The organism is Streptomyces sp. NPDC006197 (genome assembly GCF_040613865.1).
Lineage (GTDB): Bacteria > Actinomycetota > Actinomycetes > Streptomycetales > Streptomycetaceae > Streptomyces.
On sequence record NZ_JBEXSZ010000124.1, the window covers coordinates 1 to 25,220 of the forward strand.

Here is a 25,220-nt window from a genome sequence, read left to right on the forward strand (position 1 = left end):
GCCGCCGAGCGGCCCGGACCGCCGGTCAGTCGGCGGCGGTGGCGGGAACGGGGACCTCTGGGGTCGCACCGGTCCCGCGATTCTCAGCGGGAGGCCGCACGCGGAGTTCCGCGATGGCGGCCTCGAAGTCTTCGAGGCTGTCGAAAGCCTTGTACACGGACGCGAAGCGCAGGTAGGCGACGAGGTCGAGCTCCTGCAAGGGGCCGAGGATGGCCAGGCCCACGTCGTGGGTGGTCAGCTCGGCGCTCCCGGTGGCGCGCACCGCCTCCTCGACCCGCTGGCCGAGCTTGGCGAGGGCGTCCTCGGTGACCGGTCGCCCCTGGCACGCCTTGCGCACACCGGAGATGACCTTGGTACGACTGAAGGGCTCGGTGACGCCGGAACGCTTCACCACCATGAGCGAGCACGTCTCCACCGTCGTGAAACGACGGGAGCAGTCGGGGCACTGGCGACGACGCCGGATCGACGTCCCGTCGTCGGTGGTGCGACTGTCGACGACGCGGCTGTCGGGGTGCCTGCAGAAGGGGCAGTGCATAGGTTACGACCCTCCTCATGGCACGACTGACGAGCCTCGCCCGGCCCGTGAAGGCCCCGCGAAGCGACCACCAGCATAGGTGATGCGGACACCCCCGGCGGACCGGGGACCACTACCCCTGGGCGGTCGATGCCATCCAACCACTAGATCTTGGGTTAGGGGCGCTTCCGCCCCCTCCGCGTGTCGTGACGCGGGCGCTCCCGGGGATCCACGCCTCCGGATGCGACACTGGGACGGCTCACCGCTCGCTCACGACCCAGCGGCGAAGGCTACCGCAACGACCGATTCGGGCTGGCGACGTCGGCGCACCTATACACCTCCGTACATACACCCGTAAGGCAATCTGCGAATTTTCACTCGAACGTGTGTTTGGCGCAACCTTTCGAAAGCCACTACCGTTGTGCCAGGCAGGGAGACCATTCGAGAGGGGCCGACGACGTGACCACCACCGCAGACAGCGCCACCATCACCGCCCAGGACCGCTCCCAGGGCCGACTCGAGCCGGTACACGCCATGAATGACGTGAGCATGAACGGCGAGGAGCCAGGGCGACCCGCCCGCGCCCTCCCCGGGCGACCTCCAGGCATCCGCGCCGACAGCTCCGGACTCACCGACCGGCAGCGCAGGGTCATCGAAGTCATCCGTGACTCGGTCCAGCGGCGCGGCTACCCGCCGTCGATGCGGGAGATCGGGCAGGCGGTCGGCCTCTCCAGCACCTCATCGGTGGCGCACCAGCTCATGGCGCTGGAGCGCAAGGGCTTCCTCCGCCGCGACCCCCACCGGCCCCGTGCCTACGAGGTCCGCGGCTCCGACCAGCCGAGCACCCAGCCGACGGACACCACCGGCAAGCCGGCCGCGTCGTACGTCCCGCTGGTCGGCCGCATCGCGGCCGGCGGCCCCATCCTGGCCGAGGAGTCCGTCGAGGACGTCTTCCCCCTCCCCCGCCAACTGGTCGGCGACGGCGAGCTGTTCGTCCTGAAGGTCGTCGGCGACTCGATGATCGAGGCCGCCATCTGCGACGGCGACTGGGTCACCGTCCGCCGTCAGCCCGTCGCGGAGAACGGCGACATCGTCGCCGCGATGCTCGACGGCGAGGCCACCGTCAAGCGCTTCAAGCGCGAGGACGGCCACGTCTGGCTGCTCCCGCACAACGCGGCGTACCAGCCCATCCCCGGCGACGAGGCCACCATCCTCGGCAAGGTCGTGGCGGTGCTGCGGCGGGTGTGACACTCCCCCGTCGGCTCTGACCGGGCCCCGGGACCCACTGCGCCGGTCCCGGGGCCCTGCCGTGTCCTGACTCCCTAGCCCGCCGCCTTCGAGGCGGCATCGATGGCCGCGAGCGACTTCCGGACCTGGTTACGGTCCGTCGTGTACCAGAAATCGGGCAGCGAGGCCTTCAGATAGCTGCCGTAGCGAGCGGTGGCCAGCCGTGGATCGAGAACCGCCACGACGCCCCGGTCGCCGGTGGCCCGCACCAGCCGGCCGGCGCCCTGGGCCATCAGCAGGGCCGCGTGGGTCGCCGCGACCGCCATGAAGCCGTTCCCGCCGGCTTCCTCGACGGCCTTCTGCCGGGCGCTCATCAGCGGGTCGTCCGGGCGCGGGAACGGGATCTTGTCCATGACGACCAGCTGACAGCTGGGCCCCGGGACGTCCACGCCCTGCCAGAGCGAGAGCGTGCCGAAGAGGCAGGTCTTCGGATCGGCCGCGAAGTTCTTGATCAGCTCGCCCAGCGTGTCCTCGCCCTGGAGCAGGATCGGCAGCTCCGGGACCCGGGTCCGCAGCTCCTCCGCCGCCTGCTGCGCGGCGCGCATGGAGGAGAAGAGACCGAGGGTCCGCCCGCCGGCCGCCTGCATCAGCTCGGTGAGCTCGTCGAGCATGTCGCCCCGCTGCCCGTCGCGCGCGGGGGGCGAGAGGTGCTTGGCGACGTAGAGGATGCCCTGCTTCGGATAGTCGAACGGGGAGCCGACGTCGATGCCCTTCCAGACGGGCAGGTCGTCGCCCTCGGTGCCCTCGGGGGCCAGGCCGAGCGACGCCCCGACCCCGTTGAAGTCGCCGCCGAGCTTGAGCGTGGCCGAGGCGAGCACCACGGACCGCTCCGTGAACAGCTTCTCCCGCAGCAGACCGGAGACCGTCAGCGGCGCGACCCGCAGCGAGGCCCCGAACCGGTCGTGACGCTCGTACCAGACGACGTCGTACTCGGAACCCTGGGTGATCCGCTCCGCCACGCCGTGCACGGTCTCCACCGAGGCCATGGCCTGCTTGCGGACCGCGTCCTCGTCCTGCACGGCCCGGTCCCGGGTGTTGCCCAGGGCCGTGATCACGGTGCGGGCCGCGTCCCGCAGCGCCATCAACGCGTACGCCAGGTCCTCCGGGATCTCCTCCAGGCGACCCGGCAGCGCCAGCTCCATGACCCGCTCGAAGCCCTCCGCGGCGGTCTGCAGCTGGTCGGCCGCCTTCTCGTCCACGAGCTTCGCGGCCCGACGCACGGCACGGTTGACCTGGCCCGGGGTGAGCTCGCCGGTGGCGACACCCGTGACCCTGGACACCAGCTCATGGGCCTCGTCGACGATCAGCACTTCGTGCTGCGGGAGCACCGGGGCGCCCTCGATGGCGTCGATGGCGAGCAGGGCGTGGTTGGTGACGACGACGTCCGCGAGCTTGGCGCGCTCGCGGGCCGCCTCGGCGAAGCACTCCTGCCCGTACGCGCACTTGCTCGCGCCGAGGCACTCCCGGGAGGAGACCGAGACCTGGGCCCAGGCCTTGTCGGAGACGCCGGGCGTCAGGTCGTCCCGGTCGCCGGTCTCCGTCTCGTCCGACCAGTCCCGCAGCCGCAGCAGGTCCTGGCCCAGCTTGCTGCTGGGCGCGGCCGCCTCGAAGGGGTCGAAGAGGCCTTCCTCCTCGTCCTGCGGGACGCCCTCGTGGAGCCGGTGCAGGCAGAGGTAGTTCGACCGGCCCTTGAGCATGGCGAACTGCGGCCGACGGCGAAGCTGCGGGTGCAGCGCCTCGACCGTCCGGGGAAGATCGCGCTCGACGAGCTGGCGCTGGAGCGCCAGGGTGGCCGTGGCCACCACCACCCGCTCGCCCTGGGCCAGCGCCGGCACGAGGTAGCCGAGCGACTTGCCCGTGCCGGTGCCGGCCTGGACGAGGAGGTGGGAGTTGTCGTCGATGGCCTCGGCCACGGCCTCGGCCATGGTGACCTGGCCGGGCCGCTCCGTGCCGCCGACGGCGGAGACGGCGGCGTGGAGGAGGTCGGGGAGGGATGGCTTCGTCATAGCCCTCCCACCCTACGGGGCGGGACTGACAGCCGGATCACGCGAGTGGGTTGGGGACGGTCCCGTGGACGGCCGCGTGCGGGCGGTCGGGCCGGTCCCGGTAGCCGTCCAGGTGCAGACGGTTGCGGTTGAGGCAGAGCCGCTCGATCCGCGGGGTCAGGAGGTCGAAGAGCTCGAACCGTTCCTTCAGCTCCGGGAAGCGCGCCTGGTACCGCAGGATCTCAGCTCGGACGAGGCCCCAGAAGTCCTCCTCGGGCACGCCGAGTTGTTCCTCGCAGAGGGGCGCCAGGTAGCGGAAGACGCCGACGAAGAGCCCCGAATGGATGAACTGGGTCAGGAATCCGGGCTCCTCCGTCAACAGGACGTCGCGGACGTCATCCGGGAGGGTGGCGTGTTCGGGAAGGGGCTGGGCACTGATGTTCACATCGTCGACGAAGTCCTTGATCGCCAGTCGGACCGGGACGTCGTCGACGTCGTACACGACGATGGCGTTCTCGCCGTGGGGCGAGAAGACCGTGCCGTACCGGTAGAGGAAATGAAGCAGCGGGGGGAGCAGAGCGGTGAAGAGGTGCTGGAGCCAGACTGCGGGGGCGAGCCCGGAGCGCTCGACGAGCTCGGCGACGAACGCCCGGCCTTCCGGGTCGGTGTGGAGGAGTGAGGCGAGGGTGCGGGCCCGCTCGCCCGGGGGCAGCCTCAGCGGTTCGCGCCAGATCGCGCCGAGCAGTTCCTTGTACTGGTACGGGACTTCGGGGAGCCGGTCGTACAGGGGGTGCTCGACCGTGACGGAGGCGACCTCGCCGAGGAGGATCACTCCGCACTCGTCCCGCAGGAACGGATCGGTTTCGCGCAGGCCGTGGACCCAGGCGGTCACGGCGGGCGCGGCGAGGGTCCGCTCGGTGGGCAGTCCGCGCCAGACGAGGGTGTTGAGCACCGACAGGGGCAGCTTGACGGTGTGCCGGTCGGGGCGGCTGGTGTTGAGGAAGGTGCGTACGGACTGCTGCGGCAGCCGAAGGTCGCCGTCGGCGGGGAGCGGGACGACGGTCCCGGCGGCGATGGCCGGAGCGTAGAGCGGGAGCAGGACCTCGTCCCACTGCCAGGGGTGGACGGGCAGCAGGAGGTAGCCGTCGGGTTCATGACCGCGGGCGGTCAGGGCGGCCCGGAAGGATTCGTGGACGTCGGGGTCGAGCTCCCGGGCGTAGAGGCGGTCGGGGGTCTCCAGGCCTGCCACGCCGCGGTAGGCGGCGATGCGGTTGCTGACGGCGATCCACGGCAGCCGGGTCGCGCGGCGCGCCTCGGGGGCCCAGTGGGCGGCGTCGGTGGCGGAGAAGCCGATGCGTCCCTTGTTGAGGACGAGCCAGGGGTGACCGGTCTGATGGCCTTCGAGTTCGGCGTAGGACAGCTCGGCGAGCAGGTCGGCGGTGAGGGCGGTGTGGTCGAGGCGGGCGTCGGCGGCGAGGGTGGCGGAGAGCTCGCGGATCAGATGGCCGAGGGTGGCGCCGTCGAGTCGGAGGAGGTGACGGGCGCGGACCAGGAAGTCGAAGGGGTCGGTGAAGGGCCGGCCCTCGTGGGTGATCGAGTCGGCGGCGACGTGCCAGCTGCCGTAGGCGCCTCGGCGGGCACGGAAGGTGAGCGTGGTGCCGTCGTCGAGCCGTAGTGCGTGGCGGTCGGGCTCACCGTCGTCGGTGGGCGTGGGTTCGACGATCTCCTCGTAGGCGAACTCGGAGAGGGCCTTGGCGAGGAGGCGGGAGGACGCCCGCGTCCAGGCGGCGGCGTTCAGCTCGGGGGGCGCGAGCAGTTCGGGCACCGGGACGGGGCTCTTCGTGGGAGCCGGGACGGCCGGGGTGGGTGGTGCGGAGTCGTGAGGTGCAGGGGATGTCGACACGAGGACTCCTCTGGATGGGCACCGCTGTGGGCCGAGCGGTGCATGTGAGAAAGGACGGTTCACAGAACGTGACGAAGGGCCCGGTCACGGATCATGAGCGCGGCTCTTTTGTCGGGAAGGTCGACTTCCGCCGCGTAGCGGAAGCCGCCGCTGAGGAACGCGGAGACGGAGGGGGTGTTACGGATGTCGGGTTCGGCTACGACACGGGTGCAGCGGGGACGGTGGTCGAGGACCAGATCGGCGACGGCGCGCAGCAGCGTGGTACCGACGCCACGGCCCCGGTCGGTGCCGCCTCCGATCAGCAGATGGACACCCGTGTCGTGGAGAAGCGCCGGGTAGTGGCGGGCGAGCGGGTCGAGGTCAGCACGGTAGATCTCGAAGTAGCTCATGGGCGTGCCGTCGAGGACGCCGAGGCAGGGGACGCTCCGGCCGTCGCCCTCGAGTTGGGCGCGGACGTGTTCGGCGGTGACGGTGTCGGGTCCGGCGAGCTCCCAGAAGGCGGCGACGGCGGGGTCGTTCATCCATCGGGTGAGTAGTGGCAGATCCCGTTCGAGTCGTACGGGTACAAGCCGGAAGGAGCCGACGGGGGTGTCGGCGGGCCCCCAGGCGGCGACGGAGTCGAGCAGATCACCGTCGAGGAGGGCGACGAGGTCGTCGACCCTGAGGTCCAGGGTGTCGTCCCCCGGCGGGTCGACCGGTGGGCGGGTGGGTGACACGGTGTCGCTCTCCTCTCGGCGGTGCGGTGGGGCGGGTGCGGAACAGCGCTGGCGCGGGTTCAGGTGCGGAGGGGGTTGGTGACGGTGACGTAGACGGACTGGGTGTCGACGGGCCCGACGAGCTCGTCCAGGCCGTGCAGGCGGGTGAGGAGGTTGGCCTTGCTGCGCAGGGTCGCGGCTTCCAGAAGCCGGTGCGGAAGGGGGGAACCGAGGCTGGTGGCGGAGGTGAGGAAGCTGCGGAAGGCGGCGAGCAGGACGCGTTCGTCGGCGAGGTGCTGGGCGCCGAACGCGCCGATGAGACCGAGGACGTTGTTGATGCCGAGGTAGTAGGCGAAGCGCTCGTCGGTGACCTGGTCGGAGACGAAGGTGTCGCTGTCGGCGCCGATGCCGGGGAGGCGGCCCTCCAGCTCGCCCCGGTGGGACTCGCGGAAGTAGTAGCCCTGGTTGTCGCGGTAGCGGCCGCCGATCGGCCAGCCCTCCGGGTCCAGGAGCACCAGGGTGTTCTGCTGGTGGGCCTCCAGGGCGATGCCGGCGTGGCCGTCGAGCCAGAGGACGGGGCGGACGACCTGGTCGAGGTAGCGGAGGAACCACTCGGCGGCGACGGCGGTCGTGGGGCGGCCGGTGCGGGCGGAGAGCCGTCCGATGACGTCGGCGAGCCGGGAGCGCATGGCGGTGGCTCCGGGCCAGGGGCGGGGGGCCGTGAGGGAGGCGATGCAGACGGCGTCGTCGCCGGGGCCGAAGGGGTTGTGGCGGATCATGACGTCGAGGCCGGGGACGGGGGTGCCGTCCGGGGCGTCGACGGCGAGCCAGGCGGGGTCGCGGACGATGTCGAAGCCCGGGTGGGCGGCCTGCCACTCGTCGACGAGGCCGGTGCGGAGCAGCCGGTGGACCTCGACGCCGCGGCGGAGTTCCTTGCGGAGGTTCTCGCGGCGGGAGTTGGTGATGCGCAGGCCGAGGGAGAGCTTGAGCATGGCCCGGGCGCCGGGGCGGTGCACGGTGCGGACGGAGGAGGTGGGGTGCCAGGGGGTGCCGTGGGGGCCCAGGTCGTGGAGGAGGCCCGCGTCCAGGAGGGCGCGGACGTCGGGGCGGTGCAGGAGTTCACGGGCCTGCCAGGGGTGCAGGGGCAGGGGGGTGGTGCCGGTGGGGAGTGCGAGTCCTTCGGCGAGTCCGGCGGCGAGCTGCTCGGCGGTGACGGGTCGGCCCTGTTCGGTCCAGGCGGAGTCGGCGGCGAGGACGGTGCGGTCGACGGCGAACCAGTGGAGGGGGAAGGAGCCGTGCATTTCTGGTGAGTAGAGCCGGCCCTCGGCCTCGGAGAGTCCTTCGCGGCTCTTGGGGGTGGGGTGGAGCGGGTGGCCGAGCAGCAGGGACTGTTCGGCGGCGAGGAAGAGGTCGGCGTCCGGGTGCGGTTCGGGCCTGCGGCGGCGCTCGGTGAGGAAGTCGGCGGTGCGGCGGGCGGAATCGGCGACGCGGCCGACGAGATCGGTGCCCTCGGGGCGGCCCGTCTCCCGGCTGAGCAGGGCGGCCACCGTGACGGCGTCGGCGGCCGGCGCCGAGGCCGGGAGTCCTTCGAGGGTGGGGGCGCCGAAGCGGTGCCAGCCGGTGGGCGACCAGTAGCGGACGGGGACGAGGAGGGCGGTGCCGCTGGCGTCGAGGGGGATGCGCAGGATGGTGGATCCGGGGGCCGACAGGTTCTTCTCCCGGACCCAGCAGCGGAGGAGGTTCTCGACGGTGGCGGCGTCGGCGGCGCGCTGCGGGTCGGGGTCGTCCAGCGGGTCGGGGGCACCGGCCGGGCGAAGGGGCCGGGGTTCGGACGGGCCGGTGTGCTGGCGCGGGACGGTGGGCTCGTCGGAGCCGACCGGATCCGGCCCGGACTCCTGCCCCTGGGCACCCCGACGCTCGACGTGGGGGACCGCGGAGTAGAGAGCCCCCGCGGCAAGGGGCGCCGCATGGGGGGCGGCGGGACGGGTGGCCTCCGAGCGGGGGGTCTCCACGCGGAAGGTCCCCGCGTGGCGGGGCTCGGACCGGAGGGCCTCGGAGCTAGGGGCCTCCGCATGGCGGGCCTCGGCTCGGAGGGCCTCCGCGTGGCGGGCCTCGGCTCGGAGGGCCTCCGCATGGCGGGGCTCGGACCGGAGGGCCTCGGACCGGAGGGGCTCCGTGTGGCGGGGCGGTTCCGGGTGGGGGGCCGTGGGGTGGGGGCGGTCGGTGGTGGGGGCCTGGGAGGTGGGGGTGGCGTTCACGGGGGCTTCCTTGGGGGTGGGGGCCGGGGCGGTCCGGGTCAGTGGGACGGGCCGGAGGCGTTCCGGGGGGCCGTGGCCCGACGGGAGGCGGGCGGGTGGGGGGTGTGGGCCCGTTCGGCCGCGGCCAGGGCGTCGGCGAAGCGGTCCAGGACGGCGGTGGCCTGCTCGTCGGTGAGGGTGAGCGGGGGCAGGAGCCGGACCACGGCGGAGTGGCGGCCGCCGAGTTCGACGATGAGGCCGCGGGCGAGGCACTCCTGCTGGACGGCGAGGGCCAGCGTGGGGGCGGGGGGCGGGACGGAGTCGTCCGGTCCGGCCGCGTCGGGATCGACGAGCTCGACGCCGATCATCAGGCCCCGGCCGCGGACGTCGCCGACGCAGGGGTGGGCGGAGGCGAGGCCCTGGAGCCGGCCGAGGATCCGGGCGCCGAGGGTGCCGGCCCGTTCGGCGAGCTTGTTCTCGCGGACGTACGCGAGGGTGGCCGTGCCGGCGGCCATGGCGAGTTGGTTGCCGCGGAAGGTGCCGGCGTGGGCGCCCGGTTCCCAGGCGTCGAGTTCCGGCCTGTAGACGATGACCGCGAGCGGGAGGGAGCCGCCGATGGCCTTGGAGAGGACCATCACGTCGGGCACGACGCCGCTGTGCTCGACGGCCCAGAAGGCACCGGTGCGGCCGACGCCGGTCTGGACCTCGTCGACGACCAGGGGGATGGAGCGGTCGGCGGTGATCCGGCGCATCCGGCGCATCCAGTCGTCGGGGGCGGGGAGGACCCCGCCCTCGCCCTGGACGGCTTCGACGATCATTCCGGCGGGGGTGGTGACGCCGCTCTTGGGGTCGTCGAGGAGGCTCTCGGTCCAGCGGGCGGCGAGTTCGGCGCCGCGCTCGCCGCCGGCGCCGAAGGGGCAGCGGTACTGCTGCGGGTAGGGCAGCCGGGTCACGCGGACGTCGGGCGCTCCGCCGGAGGCGTCGAGGGCTCCGGCCGTCATGCCGTGGTAGGCGCCGGTGAAGGCGAGGAGCCCGCTCCGGCCGGTGGCGGTCCGGACGAGTTTCAGGGCCGCCTCGACCGCGTCCGTGCCCGCGGGGCCGCAGAACTGGATGCGGGCGTCGTCGGCGAGCGCACCGGGGAGGGTGGCGAACAGTTCGGAGGTGAAGGCGTCCTTGACGGGGGTGGCGAGGTCCAGGACGTGAAGGGGTGCGCCCGAGTCGAGGACCTTCCTGATGGCTTCCAGGACCACGGGGTGGTTGTGGCCGAGGGCGAGCGTCCCGGCACCGGACAGGCAGTCGAGGTAACGGCGGCCGTCGGCGCCCTCGATGGTCAGCCCCCGGGCCCGCACGGGAACGATCGGCAGGGAGCGGGCGTAGGTGCGTGCGGCGGACTCGCGCTGGGACTGGCGGCGCAGGATGCCCTCGTACTCGCCCCCTTGGTCCGTCGGCCGGTCCGTCGGCCGGCTCTGCGTGCGCGCGGCCGGTGGGACGGCCGGAACTGATTCGGTCACGGCCACGGCTCGATGTCCTCCCGCTGTAACAGTTGCGTTGCACATCGGGGCGTCGCGGGGCCGCCGCAAAGGCCGTCCTGAACGCCACCGTTGTGTCCCCCGTCCGTACCAACGACGGGAACTGCCGGGGATCACGGGCCGGAGGGAAGGAACTTGGCGTGTCCCGGATCACGGCACGACAACGGCTGAACGGTGCCCGGAACCGCCGGTGGGGCGCGTACCGTCCCCTCCGGCACCGGCATAGTGGGGGGCCGTCGGTCGTGTCCGCGAGGACCCGGCCGCTGTTCGCCCATGCACACGTTGACGTAGTCCCAGGGGGATCACCAGATGCGATCGATTCGTCCGCTGCTGATGGCGGCTTCCGCCGTCGCGGCGCTGACGCTCACCGTCACGGCCTGCGGTCCGAGCGAGGAGAACGCGGGAGACAAGCCCGTCGCGCCCGCGAGCCTGGACCCGGACAAGATCAAGATTCCGGAGGACCTGAAGGACCGCCTGAAGGAACACGGGATCGACCTCGACAAGTGGCGGAACGGCGAGTGGAAGAACTGGGACCGCGACAAGTGGCTGCGTGAGGCCAAGGACTTCGTCAACCCGATCATCGAGGACCTCTGGGACCCGGACCGGATGCGCGAGGCCGAGCGGCCCGACAAGCCGGTCGAGGAGGAGGACATCTCGGGTGACAAGGGTGTCACCGACCCGACTCCGGCCCCGGTGCGGGCGAAGGCCGTGGCGGCGAAGTACCACGACAACGCCCCCGAGTCCGGCAAGGTCTTCTTCGACGGCCCCGAGGGCTCGATGGTCTGCTCGGCCACAGTGGTGAAGGACCCGGCGCACCCGGGCAAGTCCAACCTGGTCTGGACGGCCGGTCACTGCGTGCACAAGGGCAAGCAGGGCGGCTGGTACCGCAACATCGCCTTCGTCCCCTCGTACAACGACTCGGCGATGGAGACCTCGGCGCTGGAGAAGGCGACACGGGAGCAGATCGCCCCGTACGGCGTGTGGTGGGCGGACTGGGTCAAGACCTCCGACCAGTGGATCGCCGAGGGCGCGTCCACCGGCGGTGCCGGTGCTCCCTACGACTTCGCGGTCATCAAGGTGACGCCGGAGAAGGGCTCCTCGGGCAAGTCGCTGGAGGAGACGGTCGGTTCGGCGCTCCCGGTGGAGTTCAACGCCCCCGCCGTGCCGAAGATCGCGGGCATGACGGCGACCGGTTACCCGGCGGCGCCGCCGTTCGACGGTCAGAAGATGTTCCAGTGCCAGGACAAGCCGGGTCGGCTGTCCCTGAAGGCGGAGCAGCCGACGATGTACCGGATCGGCTGCACGATGACCGGTGGCTCGTCCGGCGGCGGTTGGGTCGCCAAGGGCGGCGACGGCAAGCCGGCGCTGGTGTCGAACACCTCGATCGGCCCGTCGACGGCCGGTTGGCTCGCGGGTCCGCGCTTCGGTCCCGAGGCCAAGGCCATCTTCGACGAGGTCAGCAAGAAGTACGCAGGCCAGTAGGCACGGCGGGTACGGAGGCGGGGCCCCGGGGGTCCCGCCTCCTCCCTTGTCCGGCCCGACCGGCATACTGTGCACCGCTCATGACACGTCCATGGCAATACCAACGGGGAATACATTCATGCGTTCCGTACGACTCCTACCCGCCGCCCTCGGCCTGGTCACCGCGCTCACGCTGACCGCCACGGCCTGCGGCCCCACCGAGACCCCGGCCGACGGCAAGCCGACCGCCGGGGCGAGCAGCTCCGCACCCGCCGCCGACGGCGGCGACGCCGGCGCCGACCTCACCAAGGACCTCGCCGACAAGCTCAAGAAGCACGGCGTCGACCTGGACAAGTGGAAGCAGGGCGAGTGGAAGAACTGGGACAAGGACACCTGGCTCCGTGAGGCCGAGGACTTCGTCAACCCGGTGATCGAGGGGCTCTGGGACCCGCCGCGCATGCAGTCGGCGAAGAGCCCGGACCAGACGATCACCGCGCAGGCCGGTGCCGGCGGCACCGACCCGACGCCCCGGCCGGTCAGGGCGCAGCGCGAGAAGACGCCGTACCACAACTACGCGGCCCCGGTCGGCAAGATCTTCTTCGACGCGCCCGAGGGCCACATGGTCTGCTCCGGCACCATCGTGAAGGACCCGCGCCGCCCCGGGAAGTCGAACCTGGTCTGGACGGCCGGCCACTGCGTCCACGCGGGCAAGCAGGGCGGCTGGTATCGCAACATCGCCTTCGTCCCGGCCTTCAACGACCTGGGCAAGTCCCCCGCCGCGCTGCAGAACGCGCAGCCGCACGAGGTGTACCCGTACGGCCAGTTCTGGGCCGACTGGGCCGTGACCTCGGGTGAGTGGATCAACGCGGGCGGCACCAACCAGGCCTGGCCGTACGACTACGCCGTACTGCACGTGCAGCCCGAGCGCGGCGGGAAGTCCCTGGAGGAGACCGTCGGCGCCGCCCTGCCGGTCGACTTCTCCGCGCCGACGGCCGCGCAGTCCGGCACGATGGGCGCCTGGGGCTACCCGGGGGCGCCGCCGTACAACGGCATGATCATGCACAAGTGCCTCGACCGGCCGACGCGCCTCACCACGGCCCCGGCCACGCCGACGATGTACCGGATCGGCTGCACGATGACCGCCGGCTCCTCGGGCGGCGGCTGGTTCCGGGTGTTGCCCAACGGCAAGACGGCGCTCGTGTCGAACACCTCGATCGGCCCGGCCGGCAGCAACGGCTGGCTCGCCGGACCGCAGCTGGGCCGCGGCGCCAAGGCCGTCCACGAGATGGTCAGCAAGAAGTTCGCCCGCTGACCCCGTCAGACGACAAAGGGCCCTGCCCCCTCCCGTGACGGGAGGGGGCAGGGCCCTTTCACGCTCAGTGCGCGGCGGGGACGTACGGCGCGAGCAGCGCCGCCAGCTCCTCGTGCACCCGGGCCTTGAGCAGGGTGCCCTCCGGGGTGTGCTCCTCGGACTCCACCTCGCCCTCGGCGTGCACCCGCGAGACGAGCCCGCCCTGGGTGTACGGCACGAGGACCTCCAGCTCGACCTCCGGGCGCGGCAGCTCCCGGTCGATGAGCGCGAGCAGCTCGTCGATGCCCTGGCCCGAACGGGCCGAGACCACGATGGAGTGCTTCTCCATCCGCAGCAGGCGCTGGAGGACCAGCGGATCCGCCGCGTCGGCCTTGTTGACGACGACGATCTCCGGCACGTTCACCGCGCCGACGTCGCGGAAGACCTCGCGCACGGCGGCCAGCTGCTCCTCCGGGGCGGGGTGCGAGCCGTCCACCACGTGCAGGATGAGGTCGGACTCGCCGACCTCCTCCATGGTGGAGCGGAACGCCTCGACCAGGTGGTGCGGCAGGTGCCGGACGAAGCCGACGGTGTCGGCCAGGGTGTAGACCCGGCCGGTGGGCGTCTCGGCCCGGCGGACGGTCGGGTCGAGGGTGGCGAACAGGGCGTTCTCCACGAGGACGCCCGCGCCGGTCAGGCGGTTGAGCAGGGACGACTTGCCGGCGTTGGTGTATCCGGCGATGGCGACCGACGGCACCTTGTTCCGACGGCGCTCCTGCCGCTTGATGTCGCGGCCGGTCTTCATCTCCGCGATCTCCCGGCGCATCTTCGCCATCTTCTCGCGGATGCGGCGCCGGTCGGTCTCGATCTTGGTCTCACCGGGACCGCGGGTGGCCATGCCACCACCGCCGCCGCCACCCATCTGACGGGAGAGCGACTGGCCCCAGCCGCGCAGTCGCGGCAGCATGTACTGCATCTGCGCGAGCGCGACCTGCGCCTTGCCCTCTCGGGACTTGGCGTGCTGGGCGAAGATGTCGAGGATGAGGGCGGTCCGGTCGACCACCTTCACCTTGACGACGTCTTCGAGGGCGATGAGCTGGCCGGGGCTGAGCTCGCCGTCGCAGACGACGGTGTCGGCGCCGGTCTCGAGCACGATGTCACGCAGCTCACGCGCCTTGCCCGAGCCGATGAAGGTGGCCGGGTCCGGCTTGTCGCGGCGCTGGATCACGCCGTCGAGCACGAGGGCGCCGGCCGTCTCGGCGAGGGCCGCGAGCTCCGCGAGGGAGTTCTCCGCGTCCTGCACCGTCCCGGAGGTCCAGACACCGACCAGCACGACGCGCTCGAGGCGCAGCTGGCGGTACTCGACCTCGGTGACGTCCTCGAGCTCGGTGGAGAGGCCCGCGACGCGGCGCAGTGCCGCGCGCTCGGAGCGGTCGAACTGGTCGCCGTCCCGCTCTCCGTCGATCTCGTGGCTCCAGGCGACGTCCTCTTCCATCAGGGCATCGGCCCGAAGGCTCTCGGTACGGCTCGTCTCCGCGAAGCTCTGCTCGTCCTGGGAAGGGGAAGAAGAGGAGGTCATTGGGTCCTTACGTCGATGAGGAGATGTGTGTCTGTGCCGGTCACAACGCCTGCGGGCGCCGGAAGATTCCCGGGCCCGGCCGCGTCGGCCGGAGGATCCGGCCGCGTCGCCGACCTGAAGATGGTGTCACGGCCCCGCCGGGCCCGTCACCCGGGTTTCGGCGCGGTCCTCGCGGGCTCGGCGGGGCGGCTGCGCCAGTCCGGGTGCCCGGGCATCGCCGGGGTCTTCGCCTCGTACAGCCAGCCGTGGAAGAAGGCGGTGAGGTCCCGGCCCGCGACCTCGCCGGCCAGCGCGATGAAGTCGGCGGTGGTGGCGGTGCCGTCCCGGTGCTCGGCGACCCAGCGGCGCTCCAGGGTCCGGAAGGCCTCGGTGCCGATCGTCTGGCGGAGCGCGTAGAGGACGAGGGCGCTGCCGTCGTAGACGACGGGCCGGAAGAGGCTGATCTTGTGGCCGGGCGAGGGGGGCTCCGGGGCGGCCGGCGGGCCGCCGGCGGCGCGCCAGCCATCGGAGGCGGCGTAGGCGGCCTTCATGCGCTGCTCCAGGGACTTGCCGGCGGTCTCCTCGGCGTACAGCGCCTCGTACCAGCTGGCGTGTCCCTCGTTGAGCCACAGGTCGGACCAGGTGCGGGGCGAGACGCTGTCGCCGAACCACTGGTGGGCGAGCTCGTGGACCATGACGGCGTCGACGTACCACTCGGGGTAGCCGGGCTGGGTGAAGATGCCGCGCTCGAAGAGCGAGAGGGTCTGGGTCTCCAGCTCGAAGCCGGTGTCGGCGTCGGCGACGAGCACGCCGTACGTCTCGAAGGGGTACGGGCCGACCTGCCGCTCCATCCACTCCAGGTGACCGGGGGTGCGGCGCAGCCAGGGCTCCATGCGCTGCCGGTCGGCGGTGGCCACCACGTCCCGTACGGGCAGCCCGTGGGGGCCCTCGCGGTGGACGACGGTGGAGCGGCCGATGGAGATCTGGGCGAGTTCCGTGGCCATGGGGTGCCGGGTGCGGTACGTCCAGGTGGTGGTGGCTCCGTGGTCGACGCGGCCCGCGGGGAGTCCGTTGGCGACGACGGTGAGCTCGCTGGGGGCGGTGACCCGGAAGGTGAACCGGGCCTTGTCCGAGGGGTGGTCGTTGGAGGGGAAGACCCGGTGGGCGGCGTCGGCCTGGTTGGCCATGGCGAGGCCGTCGCTGGTGCGGACCCAGCCGCCGGTGGCGGCGGGGCCGGTGGGGTCGCTGGTGTGGGTGACGGTGATCTCGACCTCCTCGCCCGCGTCGATCGGGGCGACGGGGGTGACGACCAGGTCCTCGCCGCTGGTGGCGTACTCGGCGGGCAGGCCGTCGACGGTGACGGCGGAGACCGTGCCGTGGGTGAAGTCGAGGTTGAGCCGTTCCAGGTCCTCGGTGGCGCGCGCGTCGATCCGGGTGACGGCGGCGAGGGGCTTCGTGTTCACCCCCGGGTAGGTGACGTCGAGCGTGTAGGCGAGGACGTCGTAGCCGGGGTTGCCGAGCTGCGGGAAGAGCGGGTCCCCGATGCCGAGCGGCGCGGGGGCGGGCAGCGCGGCGGCGACGAGTCCGGCCGAGGCGGCGACCAGGACGGCGGAGCGGAGCCACCGCGCGCGGGGCAGGGACGTTCGGACGAGCGGCATGGGCCAGGGCCTTTCCGGAGGAATGGCCCTACGGCTACCAGGACCGCCGCCGCACACCGGGGCGGCGCGCGCGCCGGCCACCCGAAGGGGGTCGTCGGCCGGGGCCGCGAGTGGCGGTCACCCGAAGGAGCGTCGCCGGCCGGGGCCGCGAGCGCCGGCCACCCCGAGGAACGACGTCAGCCCAGGCCCCGCGAGTGGCGGGCGCGGCTGACGTCGTACACGCCGGGGACGTCCCGCATGGCTTTCATGAGGGCGGCGAGGCCGGCCGCGTCGGGGAGCTGGAGGGTGTACGTGTGGCGGACGCGCTGCTCGGTGGGCGGCTCGACGTTCGCCGAGACGACGGCGGCGCCGAAGGCGGCGATGGCCTCGGTGAGATCGGCGAGCAGCCCGGGCCGTCCGAAGGACTCGGCGACGAGGGTGACCCTGCCCTGGGCGGTGTCGCCCCAGCGGACGGTGACGGGCTCGCGGCCGAGGCCGCGCATGGTGTCGACGGCCGAGCAGCGGGCGCGGTGCACGGTGACCGATCCGCCGCGCACCCGGAAGCCGGTGATCTCGTCGGGCGGTACGGGGGTGCAGCAACCCGCCGGACGGACGGCCGAGGGCGGCTCGCCGTCGAGTTCGGCGTGGAGTTCGGCGCCGGAGCGGCGGTCGGCGGGGACGCTGACCTGCGGGCGGGGGTCGGTGGGGGCGGGGGCCGCGGCGCTCTCGGGGTGGGCCCGGAGCCAGCCGGTGATCGCGATCCGGGCGGCGGGGGTGCGGGCATGGTCCAGCCACTCGGGGGACGGCCCGGAGACGGCGTCCTGGGCGAGCAGCAGCTGGACGGTGTCGCCGTCGCCGAGGACGGTGCTCAGCGGCGCGAGGCGGCCGTTGACGCGGGCGCCGAGGCAGGCGTGGGCGGCCTCGCCGTGCTGTGCGTACGCGGCGTCGACGCAGCTGGCGCCGGCGGGCAGGCTGATCGTGCCGGGGGCGCTGCCGTCGGCGTGGAAGACGGTGATCTCGTCGTCCTCGGCGAGGTCGGCACGGAGCGAGGTCCAGAAGGTGTCGGGGTCGGGGGCGGACTGCTGCCAGTCGAGGAGGCGGGAGAGCCAGCCGGGGCGGGTGGGGTCGACGCGCTCGCCGTCTTCCGGTCCCTGGAGAGGGCCGTCCGGTTCCTGGCCCACGTGGGGGTTGCCGAGGGCGACGACTCCGGCCTCGGCGACCTTGTGCATGCGGTGGGTCCGGATGAGGACCTCGGCGACGGCGCCGTCGGGGGCCGCGATCGCGGTGTGCAGCGACTGGTACAGGTTGAACTTGGGGGCGGCGATGAAGTCCTTGAACTCGGAGATCACCGGGGTGAAACAGGTGTGGAGCTCGCCGAGGACCCCGTAGCAGTCGGCGTCCTCGGCGACGAGGACGAGGAGCCGCCCGAAGTCGCAGCCGCGCAGCTCGCCGCGCTTGAGGCGGACGCGGTGGACGGAGACGAAGTGCCGGGGGCGGACGAGGACCTCGGCGCCGATGCCCGCCTCGCGCAGGACGGCGGTGACCTGTTCGGCGACGGCGCCGAGCTCGTCGGCGGCGCCGGGGTTGTCCGCGACGAGCGCGCGGGTGGTCTCGTACTCCTCGGGGTGGAGGATCGCGAAGACGAGGTCCTCCAGCTCGGTCTTGAGGGCCTGGACGCCGAGCCGCTCGGCGAGCGGGATGAGGACGTCCCGGGTGACCTTGGCGATCCTGGCCTGTTTCTCGGGGCGCATCACGCCGAGGGTGCGCATGTTGTGGAGGCGGTCGGCGAGCTTGATCGACATGACCCGGACGTCGCTGCCGGTGGCGACGAGCATCTTGCGGAAGGTCTCGGGCTCGGCGGCGGCGCCGTAGTCGATCTTCTCGACCTTGGTGACGCCGTCGACGAGGTAGGCGACCTCGTCGCCGAACTCGCGGCGCACCTGATCGAGCGTCACCTCGGTGTCCTCGACGGTGTCGTGGAGGAGGGAGGCGGTCAGGGTGGTGGTCTCCGCGCCGAGTTCGGCGAGGATGAGGGTGACCGCGAGCGGGTGGGTGATGTAGGGCTCGCCGCTCTTGCGGAACTGGCCGCGGTGGGAGGACTCGGCGAGGACGTACGCCCGGCCGAGCACCGTCAGATCGGCCTCGGGGTGGTGGGCCCGGTGCGCCTCCGCCACATGGCTGATGGCGTCGGGCAGCCGGTCGCGGGGCGCCGGTCCCGCGGTGGCGTTCAGCAGGGCGGTGCGGCCGAGGCGGCGCAGGTCGATCCGGGCCCGTCCGCGTCTGCGGACGGTCACGTCGGTGGGGGCGGCCTCGGGGTTGGTGGCCTCTGCGCTCATGGGGCACCTCCGGCAACATCGACCGGCGGTGGGCGGGCCAGGCGTGCCCGGGGGGCCGGTGCTTGATGCTACCGACCCCACCACGCGGCGCAGTCACGCTCTCGCCCAGCGTGAAAGGGATCACCCATTCGAGCGATAAATCAGTCGTTGACAGTTTCGATTCCGTCGCGCGCGATCACGTCGCCGAGCCCAGCCACGTCGGATCGATGATGCCTTCGGCGACGATGACCGCGGGCCCCGTCATGTCGATCCGGCCGTCGGGGTGCTCGGTGATGACGAGGGTCCCGCCGAGCACGTCGACGGTGTACGTGACGGGGGTGCCGCTCTCGGCGGGGTCGACGCCGTCCCGGCGGGCGGTGGCGACGGCGACGGCGCAGGCGCCGGTGCCGCAGGAGCGGGTCTCGGACGCGCCGCGCTCGTGGACCCGCATGGCGACGTGGCGGGGGCCGCGGTCGGCGACGAACTCGATGTTCACCCCGTCCGGGTAGACCGCGGCGGGCTCGTACGGCGGCTCGTCGTGCAGGGTCCCCGCGTGGGCGAGGTCCTCGACGAAGGCGACCGCGTGCGGATTGCCCATGTTCACGTTGCGCGCGGGCCAGCTGCGGCCGTCGACGGTGACGGTGACCCCGGCCTCGGGGAGCACGGCGCGGCCCATGGCGACGGTGACGGAGCCGTCCTTGTCCAGGTGGACGTGCTTGACGCCGCCCCGGGTGGCGACCGCGACCTCGCCCGCGGTGACGTGTCCCGCGTGCTCCAGGTAGCGGGCGAAGACCCGGACGCCGTTCCCGCACATCTCGGCGACGGAGCCGTCGGCGTTGCGGTAGTCCATGAACCACTCGGCCTCGTCGGCCAGGTGGCGGGCGTCGGGGTGGGCGGCGCTGCGCACGACGTGCAGCAGTCCGTCACCTCCGATGCCGGCCCGGCGGTCGCAGAGACGCGCCACGACAGCGGGGGGCAGGTCGACGGCGTTCTCCGCGTCGGGGACGATCACGAAGTCGTTCTCGGTGCCGTGGCCCTTGAGGAAGGGGATCGGCGAGGTCTGCGTGCTGGTCACGCGATCAACTGTACGGGTCGGGCCCGCCGCCCGACCGCCCCGTCCACGGACCGGCCCCACGGGAAGGGGCGCGCTCGGCTCCCCCACGCCCCGGTCCCGCTTCCGCACGGGACCGGGCCGGGGCGCGGACGAGAGGGGGCCACGTTCCGCGCCGGGCCGGACCGGGGCGGGCCGGGCTTCTGCGGGGCGAGGGCGCGTCCGTGCGGGGCCGGACCGGAGCGGGCTTCTGCGGGGCGAGGGCGCGTTCCGTGCGGGGCCGGGCCGGGCGGGCCGGGTCCCTGCGGGGTTGAGGCCGCGTTCCGTGCGGGCGTGGGCCCGCGCGCCGGGGGCTCAGCGCAGGCGGGCGACGCGCCAGACCGCGAGGGCGACCAGGGCCGCGATCGTCGACAGGTACAGAGCGAGGACGCGCCAGTCCGGGCGCTCGCCCGAGCCGCGCTGCGGAAGTCCCGGCCAGGTGTAGCCGACCTTGCGGGCGGCCATCATGCCCCAGCCCGCCGCGCAGGAGCTGATCAGCAGTCCGAGCATGGCGACGACGGCGCCGCCGTCACCCGAACCGAAGGCGAGCGGGAAGGCGAACATCAGCGAGCCGACGGCGGCCAGGCCCACGATGGGGGCGAGCTGCCAGATCCGCAGCCGGCGCTGGGGACGCAGCTCGACCTCGACCTCGTCGGCGTCGACCTCGACGGCGGTGCCCATGGCGTCGTCGGGTCCGTCCGGGGTCAGCCCCGGGGTCCCGACGGGGGCGTCGTCCGTCGGATGGCCCGGCGTGTCGCCCGACGGATCCGCCGTCGGGTCACCCAGGGCCGCCTCGTGCTGTTCTCTGTCGCGAGGGCCGGCCTCCATCGCCACGCGCCCTCCCCACTCGGACTCCACTTGGTCGATCGATGCTCGATGATGGCACGCTCATGACCGCCGAAATGACGGGCAGTGCGTCCCGATGCCATCACGTGATCAGGCTGTAACCGCTCGTTCGACCAACGACAGCGCCTCTCGGGGGAGTTCCCCGCGGTGATCGGCGGCTCCGCTGAGCCAGTGCACCCGCGGGTCGCGGCGGAACCACGAGTCCTGGCGGCGCGCGAAGCGCTTCGTGGCCCGCACGGTCTCCGCGCGCGCCTCGTCCTCGGTGCACTCCCCCGCGAGCGCGGCGAGGACCTGCTGGTAGCCCAGGGCGCGGGCCGCCGTGCGCCCCTCGCGCAGCCCCCGCGCCTCCAGGGCCCGCACCTCGTCGACGAGACCGGCCTCCCACATGCGGTCCACGCGCGTAGTGATCCGCTCGTCGAGCTCGGGGCGGGCCACGTCGACGCCGATCTGGACGGTGTCGTAGACGGAGTCGGGGCCCGGCAGGTTGGCGGTGAAGGGCTTGCCGGTGATCTCGATCACCTCCAGGGCCCGGACGATGCGGCGTCCGTTGCTGGGCAGGATCGCGCGGGCCGCCTCGGGGTCCGCCGCGGCGAGCCGGACGTGCAGGGCGCCGGAGCCGCGCTCCTCGAGCTCGGCCTCCAGGCGGGCCCGGACGGCGGGGTCGGTGCCGGGGAACTCGAGGGCGTCGACGGCCCCCCGTACGTACAGCCCGGAACCGCCGACGAGGACCGGGGTGCGGCCGGCGGCGAGCAGCCGGTCGATCTCGGCGCGCGCGAGGCGCTGGTACTCGGCGACGCTGGCGGCCTCGGTCACGTCCCAGATGTCGAGGAGGTGGTGCGGGATGCCGCCGCGCTCCTCCGGCGTCAGCTTGGCGGTGCCGATGTCCATCCCCCGGTAGAGCTGCATCGAGTCGGCGTTGACCACCTCGCCGCCGAGCTGCTGGGCCAGGAATACACCCAGATCGGACTTTCCGGCCGCTGTGGGGCCGACGACGGCGATGACCCGCGGGGCGGGAGCTGCGCTTCTCACCGTCCCAGTCTCGCAAACCTCCCGCCCGGCCCCCGAACGAGCCGCGGAACGGGCCCGTCCGGCTTCGTCGCCCGGGGCGGGGCTCCGGCCGTGGGCCGCCTCGGATCCCGGCCGCCGATCACCGCGGCGCCCCTTCCATCCGAGTACTCTATGGAGTGGATATGGGCGTTTTTGCAATCTTTCGCCGAAAGAAGCAGGGCGCGGAACGCACTACACGGAACACGGACCCCACAGGTCCGCGGAGGGAAGGTGCTCCATGGGTCTCATGGATTCGCTGAAGGCCAAGCTCGCCCCGGCCAAGGACAAGGTCGCCGACCTCGCGCAGCAGCACGGCGAGAAGATCGACCACGGCCTGGAGAAGGCCGCGAAGCTGGTCGACGAGAAGACCAAGGGCAAGTACAGCGACAAGATCCACACCGGTACGGACAAGGCGAAGGGCGCCATCGACCGGATCGGTCACAAGGACGACGGCACGCCCGGGAGCGGTGGCGCGACGACGACGCCGCCGCCGACCGTCTGACGGCCGCGTCGTCCGGCGGTCCCTCCGCACGGCGGACGGCCGCGGAGCATGATGCTCCGCGTCGTCCGCCGTTCTCGTTCCCGGTCCCGGTCCCGTTCTCGCTCAGGACCAGGCCGCGACGAAGTACCCCACGCCGTACGGGGCGTCCTCGAAGAGCAGTCGGCCGTCGAGCCCGGCGCCCTCGGCGGCGCCCGCCAGCACCTGCCAGGGGGCACGGCCGGCCGCCCTCAGCTCGGACGCGAGCCCGGCGTCCAGCGCGAGCAGCGCCGCCACGTCGGCCGTCCCCAGCGCCCGGGCCGCCTCCGCGTCGAAACCGGCGGCCCGCTCGTCCAGGTAACCGGGGGCCTTCACCGTCCGGCAGGCACTGCCGTCGCCCAGGACGAGGAGGGCGACGCGCTCGGCGGAGGCGGCGAGCTCCCTGCCGGTCCCGGCGCAGACGTCCGCCGCCGTCGAGACGGCCACGCCCAGACCCTCGACCGGCGCGTCGGCCCAGTCGGCGCGGGCCAGGAGCCAGGCACCGACGGCGAGGGAGAGGGGCAGGGGGCGGTCGTCGCTCTCGGCTTCGCCCCGGGGCGGCTCCGCGCCGAGCCGTACGGAGAGGTCGACGCCGAAACCGGCGAAGGAGCCCGTCGCGCCGGCCGGGTAGCCGCCGTGCGCGCCCTCGTCGGCGGCCCCGACGACGTACAGCCGGTCGGGGCGGGCGGCGGCGAGCAGCCCGACCGCATCCGCGCACGCCGCACGCGCGGCGTCCAGCTCGGGGGCGGCGCCGGTCGCGACGTCGGGGACGAGGAGCGGGGGGCTGGGGCAGACGGCTGCGGCGACAAGCATGATCCGCAGCCTACTGCTCCGGGGTGCCGCCCTTCGAGGTCACGGACGGTGCTTCCACGCGCCCGTCCGTGCCCTCCGTCGTGGGCAGGGTGTCAGTGGCTGCCGCAGGCCGGGGTGTCCGCCGTGGGGAGGGGGGCCGGGACGCCGATCTTCGGGAGGCCGAGGAGGACGCCCGCCGGCTTCGCCGCCGCGGCCGTCGTGCGCTTCTCCCAGGCATCGCCCGCGCGCGTGCGGCGGACCGCCGTGGTGGGGCCCTCGGCGAGCAGGTGGTGCGGGGCGGCGTACGTGACCTCGACGGTCACCACGTCACCCGGGCGGACGTCCTCCTCCGGCTTGGTGAAGTGGACGAGCCGGTTGTCGGGGGCGCGGCCGGAGAGGCGGTGGGTCTCGCCGTCCTTGCGGCCCTCGCCCTCCGCGACCATGACTTCGAGGGTGCGGCCGACCTGCTTCTTGTTCTCCTCCCAGGAGATCTCCTCCTGGAGGGCGACGAGGCGCTCGTAGCGCGCCTGCACGACCTCCTTCGGGATCTGGCCCTCCATGGTGGCCGCGGGGGTGCCGGGGCGCTTGGAGTACTGGAAGGTGAAGGCGTTCGCGAAGCGGGCCTCGCGGACGGTGTGCATGGTCTGCTCGAAGTCCTCCTCGGTCTCGCCGGGGAAGCCCACGATGATGTCGGTGGAGATCGCCGCGTGCGGAATGGCCGCGCGGACCTTCTCGAGAATGCCGAGGAAACGCTCCTGCCGGTAGGAGCGGCGCATCGCCTTCAGGATCGAGTCCGAGCCGGACTGGAGCGGCATGTGCAGCTGCGGCATGACGTTCGGCGTCTCGGCCATGGCCGCGATGACGTCGTCCGTGAAGTCGCGGGGGTGGGGGGAGGTGAAGCGGACGCGCTCCAGGCCCTCGATCTGCCCGCAGGCGCGCAGCAGCTTGCTGAAGGCCTCGCGGTCGCCCAGGTCGGAGCCGTACGCGTTGACGTTCTGGCCGAGCAGGGTGATCTCGGAGACGCCCTCGGCGACCAGCGCCTCGATCTCGGCGAGGATGTCGCCGGGCCGGCGGTCCTCCTCCTTGCCGCGCAGGGCCGGGACGATGCAGAAGGTGCAGGTGTTGTTGCAGCCGACGGAGATGGAGACCCAGGCCGCGTACGCGGACTCGCGGCGGGTCGGCAGCGTGGAGGGGAAGGCCTCCAGCGACTCGGCGATCTCGATCTGCGCCTCCTGCTGGACGCGGGCGCGCTCCAGCAGGACCGGCAGCTTGCCGATGTTGTGCGTGCCGAAGACCACGTCGACCCAGGGGGCCTTCTTGACGATGGTGTCGCGGTCCTTCTGGGCGAGACAGCCGCCGACGGCGATCTGCATGCCGGGGCGCGCGGTCTTCATCGGGGCGAGCCGGCCGAGGTTGCCGTACAGCTTGTTGTCAGCGTTCTCGCGGACCGCGCAGGTGTTGAAGACGACGACGTCGGCGTCGCCGTCCGCGCCCTTGGGGGCCCGGACGTAACCCGCCTCTTCCAGCAGACCGGAGAGCCGCTCGGAGTCGTGGACGTTCATCTGGCACCCGTAGGTGCGGATCTCGTAGGTCTTGGTGCCGTCAACGCTCACTGCGGTGCTCCGGTCGCTGCTGCTCGTCATGGATCCAAGGGTAGGTGCTCCCAGGAGGTGTCAGGCCCGGGAGCGGCTCCACGACGGCTCGGGCTCCTCACGGCCGGACCCGTCCGCCGTCCCCGGCCTCGGCCCCACCCCCGGCCTCGGCCCGCAGGGCCTCTTCCACACGGCGCTCCAGGAGCCGGGCGACGCTCCAGCAGGCAGCCGCGTCCAGGCGCTTGTACGTGGCGGCGGGACGCGCCTCCACGACGGCGGTCGTCCCCTCCGGGCCGGTCGTGACACGGATCCGCACGGCGACCTTCGTGTCCGACGGCCCGCGCACCGCCAGGTCCAGCTTTCCGTGCCCGAACGCGGTGACCTCGTCCAGCCGCAGCACGGGATCCCTCTCCACCGCGTGCCGCACTCCGTCGGTCAGCTGGAACGCGGTCCTGTCCGTGATGCCGGACACCCGCACCTCCCGGACGCACGGCAGGGCCACGGCCTCGGGGCCGAGCGCGAGCCCGTACCGGCGGGCCGTTCGAGCGGCACCCACCACGTTGGCCGTGGACAACACGGCGGCGAAGGCGAGGGCGACCGCCGCTCCCACGGCGAGGGACCGGGGAGCGGCCCCCCGCCACGGCGCGCCGTCGCCCAGGACCAGGACGGCCGTCATGGCGGCCGCGCACAGCGCGCCCGTGACCAGCGCGGACGCGGCCAGGCGGCGTACGGCCGCGAGCCAGTAGCGGAGCATCGGATCGTTCCTCCCACGGATGGAGCCGAACCATACGACGGCCGGTGTCCGGGAGCCGTGCCGCCCTCTCCCTTTCCCGAGCCGGTTCGAATCCGGTCGGGGGTACCAACTGGTCTAAACCACCAGTGGCCTATGGTGTAATTGGCAGCACGACTGATTCTGGTTCAGTT

Annotated in this window: 19 protein-coding genes; 4 read left to right on the forward strand and 15 right to left on the reverse strand. The window is 72.9% G+C overall.

Going from position 1 to position 25,220, the window contains the following annotated elements; genetic code table 11:
- Nucleotides 1–25: 25 nt before the first annotated feature.
- A complete protein-coding gene (nrdR, locus tag ABZ318_RS29965) occupies nt 26–535 on the reverse strand; it encodes a transcriptional regulator NrdR (protein WP_030325324.1) in 510 nt (169 codons plus the stop codon).
- A gap of 438 nt (nt 536–973) precedes the next feature.
- Between nrdR and lexA the strand changes: the two genes are divergently transcribed.
- On the forward strand, nt 974–1,762 hold the full coding sequence (lexA, locus tag ABZ318_RS29970; RefSeq protein WP_030687295.1) for a transcriptional repressor LexA: 789 nt from the start codon (nt 974–976) through the stop codon (nt 1,760–1,762).
- 74 nt (nt 1,763–1,836) lie between these two features.
- Here lexA and ABZ318_RS29975 read toward each other — a convergent pair whose 3' ends face one another.
- From ABZ318_RS29975 to ABZ318_RS29995, 5 genes are all read right to left on the reverse strand, one after another.
- Nucleotides 1,837–3,807 (reverse strand): ATP-dependent DNA helicase, encoded by a 1,971-nt coding sequence (locus ABZ318_RS29975; protein ID WP_356905578.1) that lies wholly within the window; start codon nt 3,805–3,807, stop codon nt 1,837–1,839.
- Nucleotides 3,808–3,844: 37 nt separating this feature from the next.
- Nucleotides 3,845–5,611: an IucA/IucC family siderophore biosynthesis protein gene (locus ABZ318_RS29980; protein ID WP_356905594.1), complete on the reverse strand. Its 1,767-nt coding sequence runs from the start codon at nt 5,609–5,611 to the stop codon at nt 3,845–3,847.
- A gap of 137 nt (nt 5,612–5,748) precedes the next feature.
- Nucleotides 5,749–6,405, reverse strand: coding sequence for a GNAT family N-acetyltransferase (locus ABZ318_RS29985; protein WP_356905580.1), 657 nt, complete (start codon nt 6,403–6,405; stop codon nt 5,749–5,751).
- Nucleotides 6,406–6,464: 59 nt separating this feature from the next.
- Nucleotides 6,465–8,396 carry an IucA/IucC family protein gene (locus ABZ318_RS29990; RefSeq protein ID WP_356905581.1) on the reverse strand — a complete coding sequence of 644 codons (1,932 nt, stop codon included), beginning with the start codon at nt 8,394–8,396 and terminating at the stop codon, nt 6,465–6,467.
- A 284-nt stretch (nt 8,397–8,680) separates the two neighbouring features.
- Nucleotides 8,681–10,138: a diaminobutyrate--2-oxoglutarate transaminase family protein gene (locus ABZ318_RS29995; protein ID WP_356905582.1), complete on the reverse strand. Its 1,458-nt coding sequence runs from the start codon at nt 10,136–10,138 to the stop codon at nt 8,681–8,683.
- A 321-nt stretch (nt 10,139–10,459) separates the two neighbouring features.
- Between ABZ318_RS29995 and ABZ318_RS30000 the strand changes: the two genes are divergently transcribed.
- Nucleotides 10,460–11,632: a hypothetical protein gene (locus tag ABZ318_RS30000; protein WP_356905583.1), complete on the forward strand. Its 1,173-nt coding sequence runs from the start codon at nt 10,460–10,462 to the stop codon at nt 11,630–11,632.
- 118 nt (nt 11,633–11,750) lie between these two features.
- Nucleotides 11,751–12,923, forward strand: a complete 1,173-nt coding sequence (locus ABZ318_RS30005; RefSeq protein WP_356905584.1) for a hypothetical protein — start codon at nt 11,751–11,753, stop codon at nt 12,921–12,923.
- Nucleotides 12,924–12,987: 64 nt separating this feature from the next.
- On the opposite strand, the gene hflX is transcribed toward ABZ318_RS30005, so the two are convergent.
- The 6 genes from hflX to miaA all read right to left on the reverse strand — a co-directional run bounded on the left by hflX (nt 12,988) and on the right by miaA (nt 21,377).
- Nucleotides 12,988–14,481 carry a GTPase HflX gene (gene hflX, locus ABZ318_RS30010; RefSeq protein ID WP_093873711.1) on the reverse strand — a complete coding sequence of 498 codons (1,494 nt, stop codon included), beginning with the start codon at nt 14,479–14,481 and terminating at the stop codon, nt 12,988–12,990.
- 146 nt (nt 14,482–14,627) lie between these two features.
- Nucleotides 14,628–16,118 (reverse strand): M1 family metallopeptidase, encoded by a 1,491-nt coding sequence (locus ABZ318_RS30015; RefSeq protein WP_356905585.1) that lies wholly within the window; start codon nt 16,116–16,118, stop codon nt 14,628–14,630.
- Nucleotides 16,119–16,294: 176 nt separating this feature from the next.
- A complete protein-coding gene (locus ABZ318_RS30020; protein ID WP_356905586.1) occupies nt 16,295–18,433 on the reverse strand; it encodes an HD domain-containing protein in 2,139 nt (712 codons plus the stop codon).
- A gap of 175 nt (nt 18,434–18,608) precedes the next feature.
- Nucleotides 18,609–19,487: a diaminopimelate epimerase gene (gene dapF / locus ABZ318_RS30025; protein ID WP_356905587.1), complete on the reverse strand. Its 879-nt coding sequence runs from the start codon at nt 19,485–19,487 to the stop codon at nt 18,609–18,611.
- A 330-nt stretch (nt 19,488–19,817) separates the two neighbouring features.
- Nucleotides 19,818–20,330, reverse strand: coding sequence for a hypothetical protein (locus ABZ318_RS30030; RefSeq protein ID WP_356905595.1), 513 nt, complete (start codon nt 20,328–20,330; stop codon nt 19,818–19,820).
- Nucleotides 20,331–20,438: 108 nt separating this feature from the next.
- On the reverse strand, nt 20,439–21,377 hold the full coding sequence (gene miaA, locus ABZ318_RS30035) for a tRNA (adenosine(37)-N6)-dimethylallyltransferase MiaA (protein ID WP_356905588.1): 939 nt from the start codon (nt 21,375–21,377) through the stop codon (nt 20,439–20,441).
- Nucleotides 21,378–21,633: 256 nt separating this feature from the next.
- Here miaA and ABZ318_RS30040 point away from each other — a divergent pair, with 256 nt between their 5' ends.
- The gene (locus ABZ318_RS30040; protein ID WP_356905589.1) at nt 21,634–21,897 is read left to right on the forward strand and encodes an antitoxin; all 264 of its coding nucleotides are present in this window, start codon (nt 21,634–21,636) and stop codon (nt 21,895–21,897) included.
- A 102-nt stretch (nt 21,898–21,999) separates the two neighbouring features.
- Here the strand turns inward: ABZ318_RS30040 and ABZ318_RS30045 are convergent, their stop codons facing one another.
- The 3 genes from ABZ318_RS30045 to ABZ318_RS30055 all read right to left on the reverse strand — a co-directional run bounded on the left by ABZ318_RS30045 (nt 22,000) and on the right by ABZ318_RS30055 (nt 25,050).
- Complete coding sequence (locus ABZ318_RS30045) at nt 22,000–22,725, reverse strand: class III extradiol dioxygenase subunit B-like domain-containing protein (protein ID WP_356905590.1); 726 nt, start codon at nt 22,723–22,725, stop codon at nt 22,000–22,002.
- Between the two features lie 92 nt (nt 22,726–22,817).
- Entirely contained in the window at nt 22,818–24,347 is a 1,530-nt protein-coding gene (gene miaB, locus ABZ318_RS30050; RefSeq protein ID WP_356905591.1) for a tRNA (N6-isopentenyl adenosine(37)-C2)-methylthiotransferase MiaB, read from the reverse strand.
- A gap of 67 nt (nt 24,348–24,414) precedes the next feature.
- A complete protein-coding gene (locus ABZ318_RS30055; protein ID WP_356905592.1) occupies nt 24,415–25,050 on the reverse strand; it encodes a hypothetical protein in 636 nt (211 codons plus the stop codon).
- Between the last annotated feature and the right edge of the window lie 170 nt (nt 25,051–25,220).

Excerpts from the sequence above, each read along its gene's own strand:
- hflX (WP_093873711.1), bottom strand. The coding sequence starts at position 14,481 with ATGACCTCCTCTTCTTCCCCTTCCCAGGACGAGCAGAGCTTCGCGGAG.
- ABZ318_RS30000 (WP_356905583.1), top strand. The coding sequence starts at position 10,460 with ATGCGATCGATTCGTCCGCTGCTGATGGCGGCTTCCGCCGTCGCGGCG.
- miaB (WP_356905591.1), bottom strand. The coding sequence starts at position 24,347 with ATGACGAGCAGCAGCGACCGGAGCACCGCAGTGAGCGTTGACGGCACC.
- nrdR (WP_030325324.1), bottom strand. The coding sequence starts at position 535 with ATGCACTGCCCCTTCTGCAGGCACCCCGACAGCCGCGTCGTCGACAGT.
- ABZ318_RS30005 (WP_356905584.1), top strand. The coding sequence starts at position 11,751 with ATGCGTTCCGTACGACTCCTACCCGCCGCCCTCGGCCTGGTCACCGCG.
- ABZ318_RS30040 (WP_356905589.1), top strand. The coding sequence starts at position 21,634 with ATGGGTCTCATGGATTCGCTGAAGGCCAAGCTCGCCCCGGCCAAGGAC.
- ABZ318_RS30020 (WP_356905586.1), bottom strand. The coding sequence starts at position 18,433 with ATGAGCGCAGAGGCCACCAACCCCGAGGCCGCCCCCACCGACGTGACC.
- ABZ318_RS29975 (WP_356905578.1), bottom strand. The coding sequence starts at position 3,807 with ATGACGAAGCCATCCCTCCCCGACCTCCTCCACGCCGCCGTCTCCGCC.
- ABZ318_RS30045 (WP_356905590.1), bottom strand. The coding sequence starts at position 22,725 with ATGCTTGTCGCCGCAGCCGTCTGCCCCAGCCCCCCGCTCCTCGTCCCC.
- ABZ318_RS30015 (WP_356905585.1), bottom strand. The coding sequence starts at position 16,118 with ATGCCGCTCGTCCGAACGTCCCTGCCCCGCGCGCGGTGGCTCCGCTCC.
- ABZ318_RS30030 (WP_356905595.1), bottom strand. The coding sequence starts at position 20,330 with ATGGAGGCCGGCCCTCGCGACAGAGAACAGCACGAGGCGGCCCTGGGT.
- ABZ318_RS30055 (WP_356905592.1), bottom strand. The coding sequence starts at position 25,050 with ATGCTCCGCTACTGGCTCGCGGCCGTACGCCGCCTGGCCGCGTCCGCG.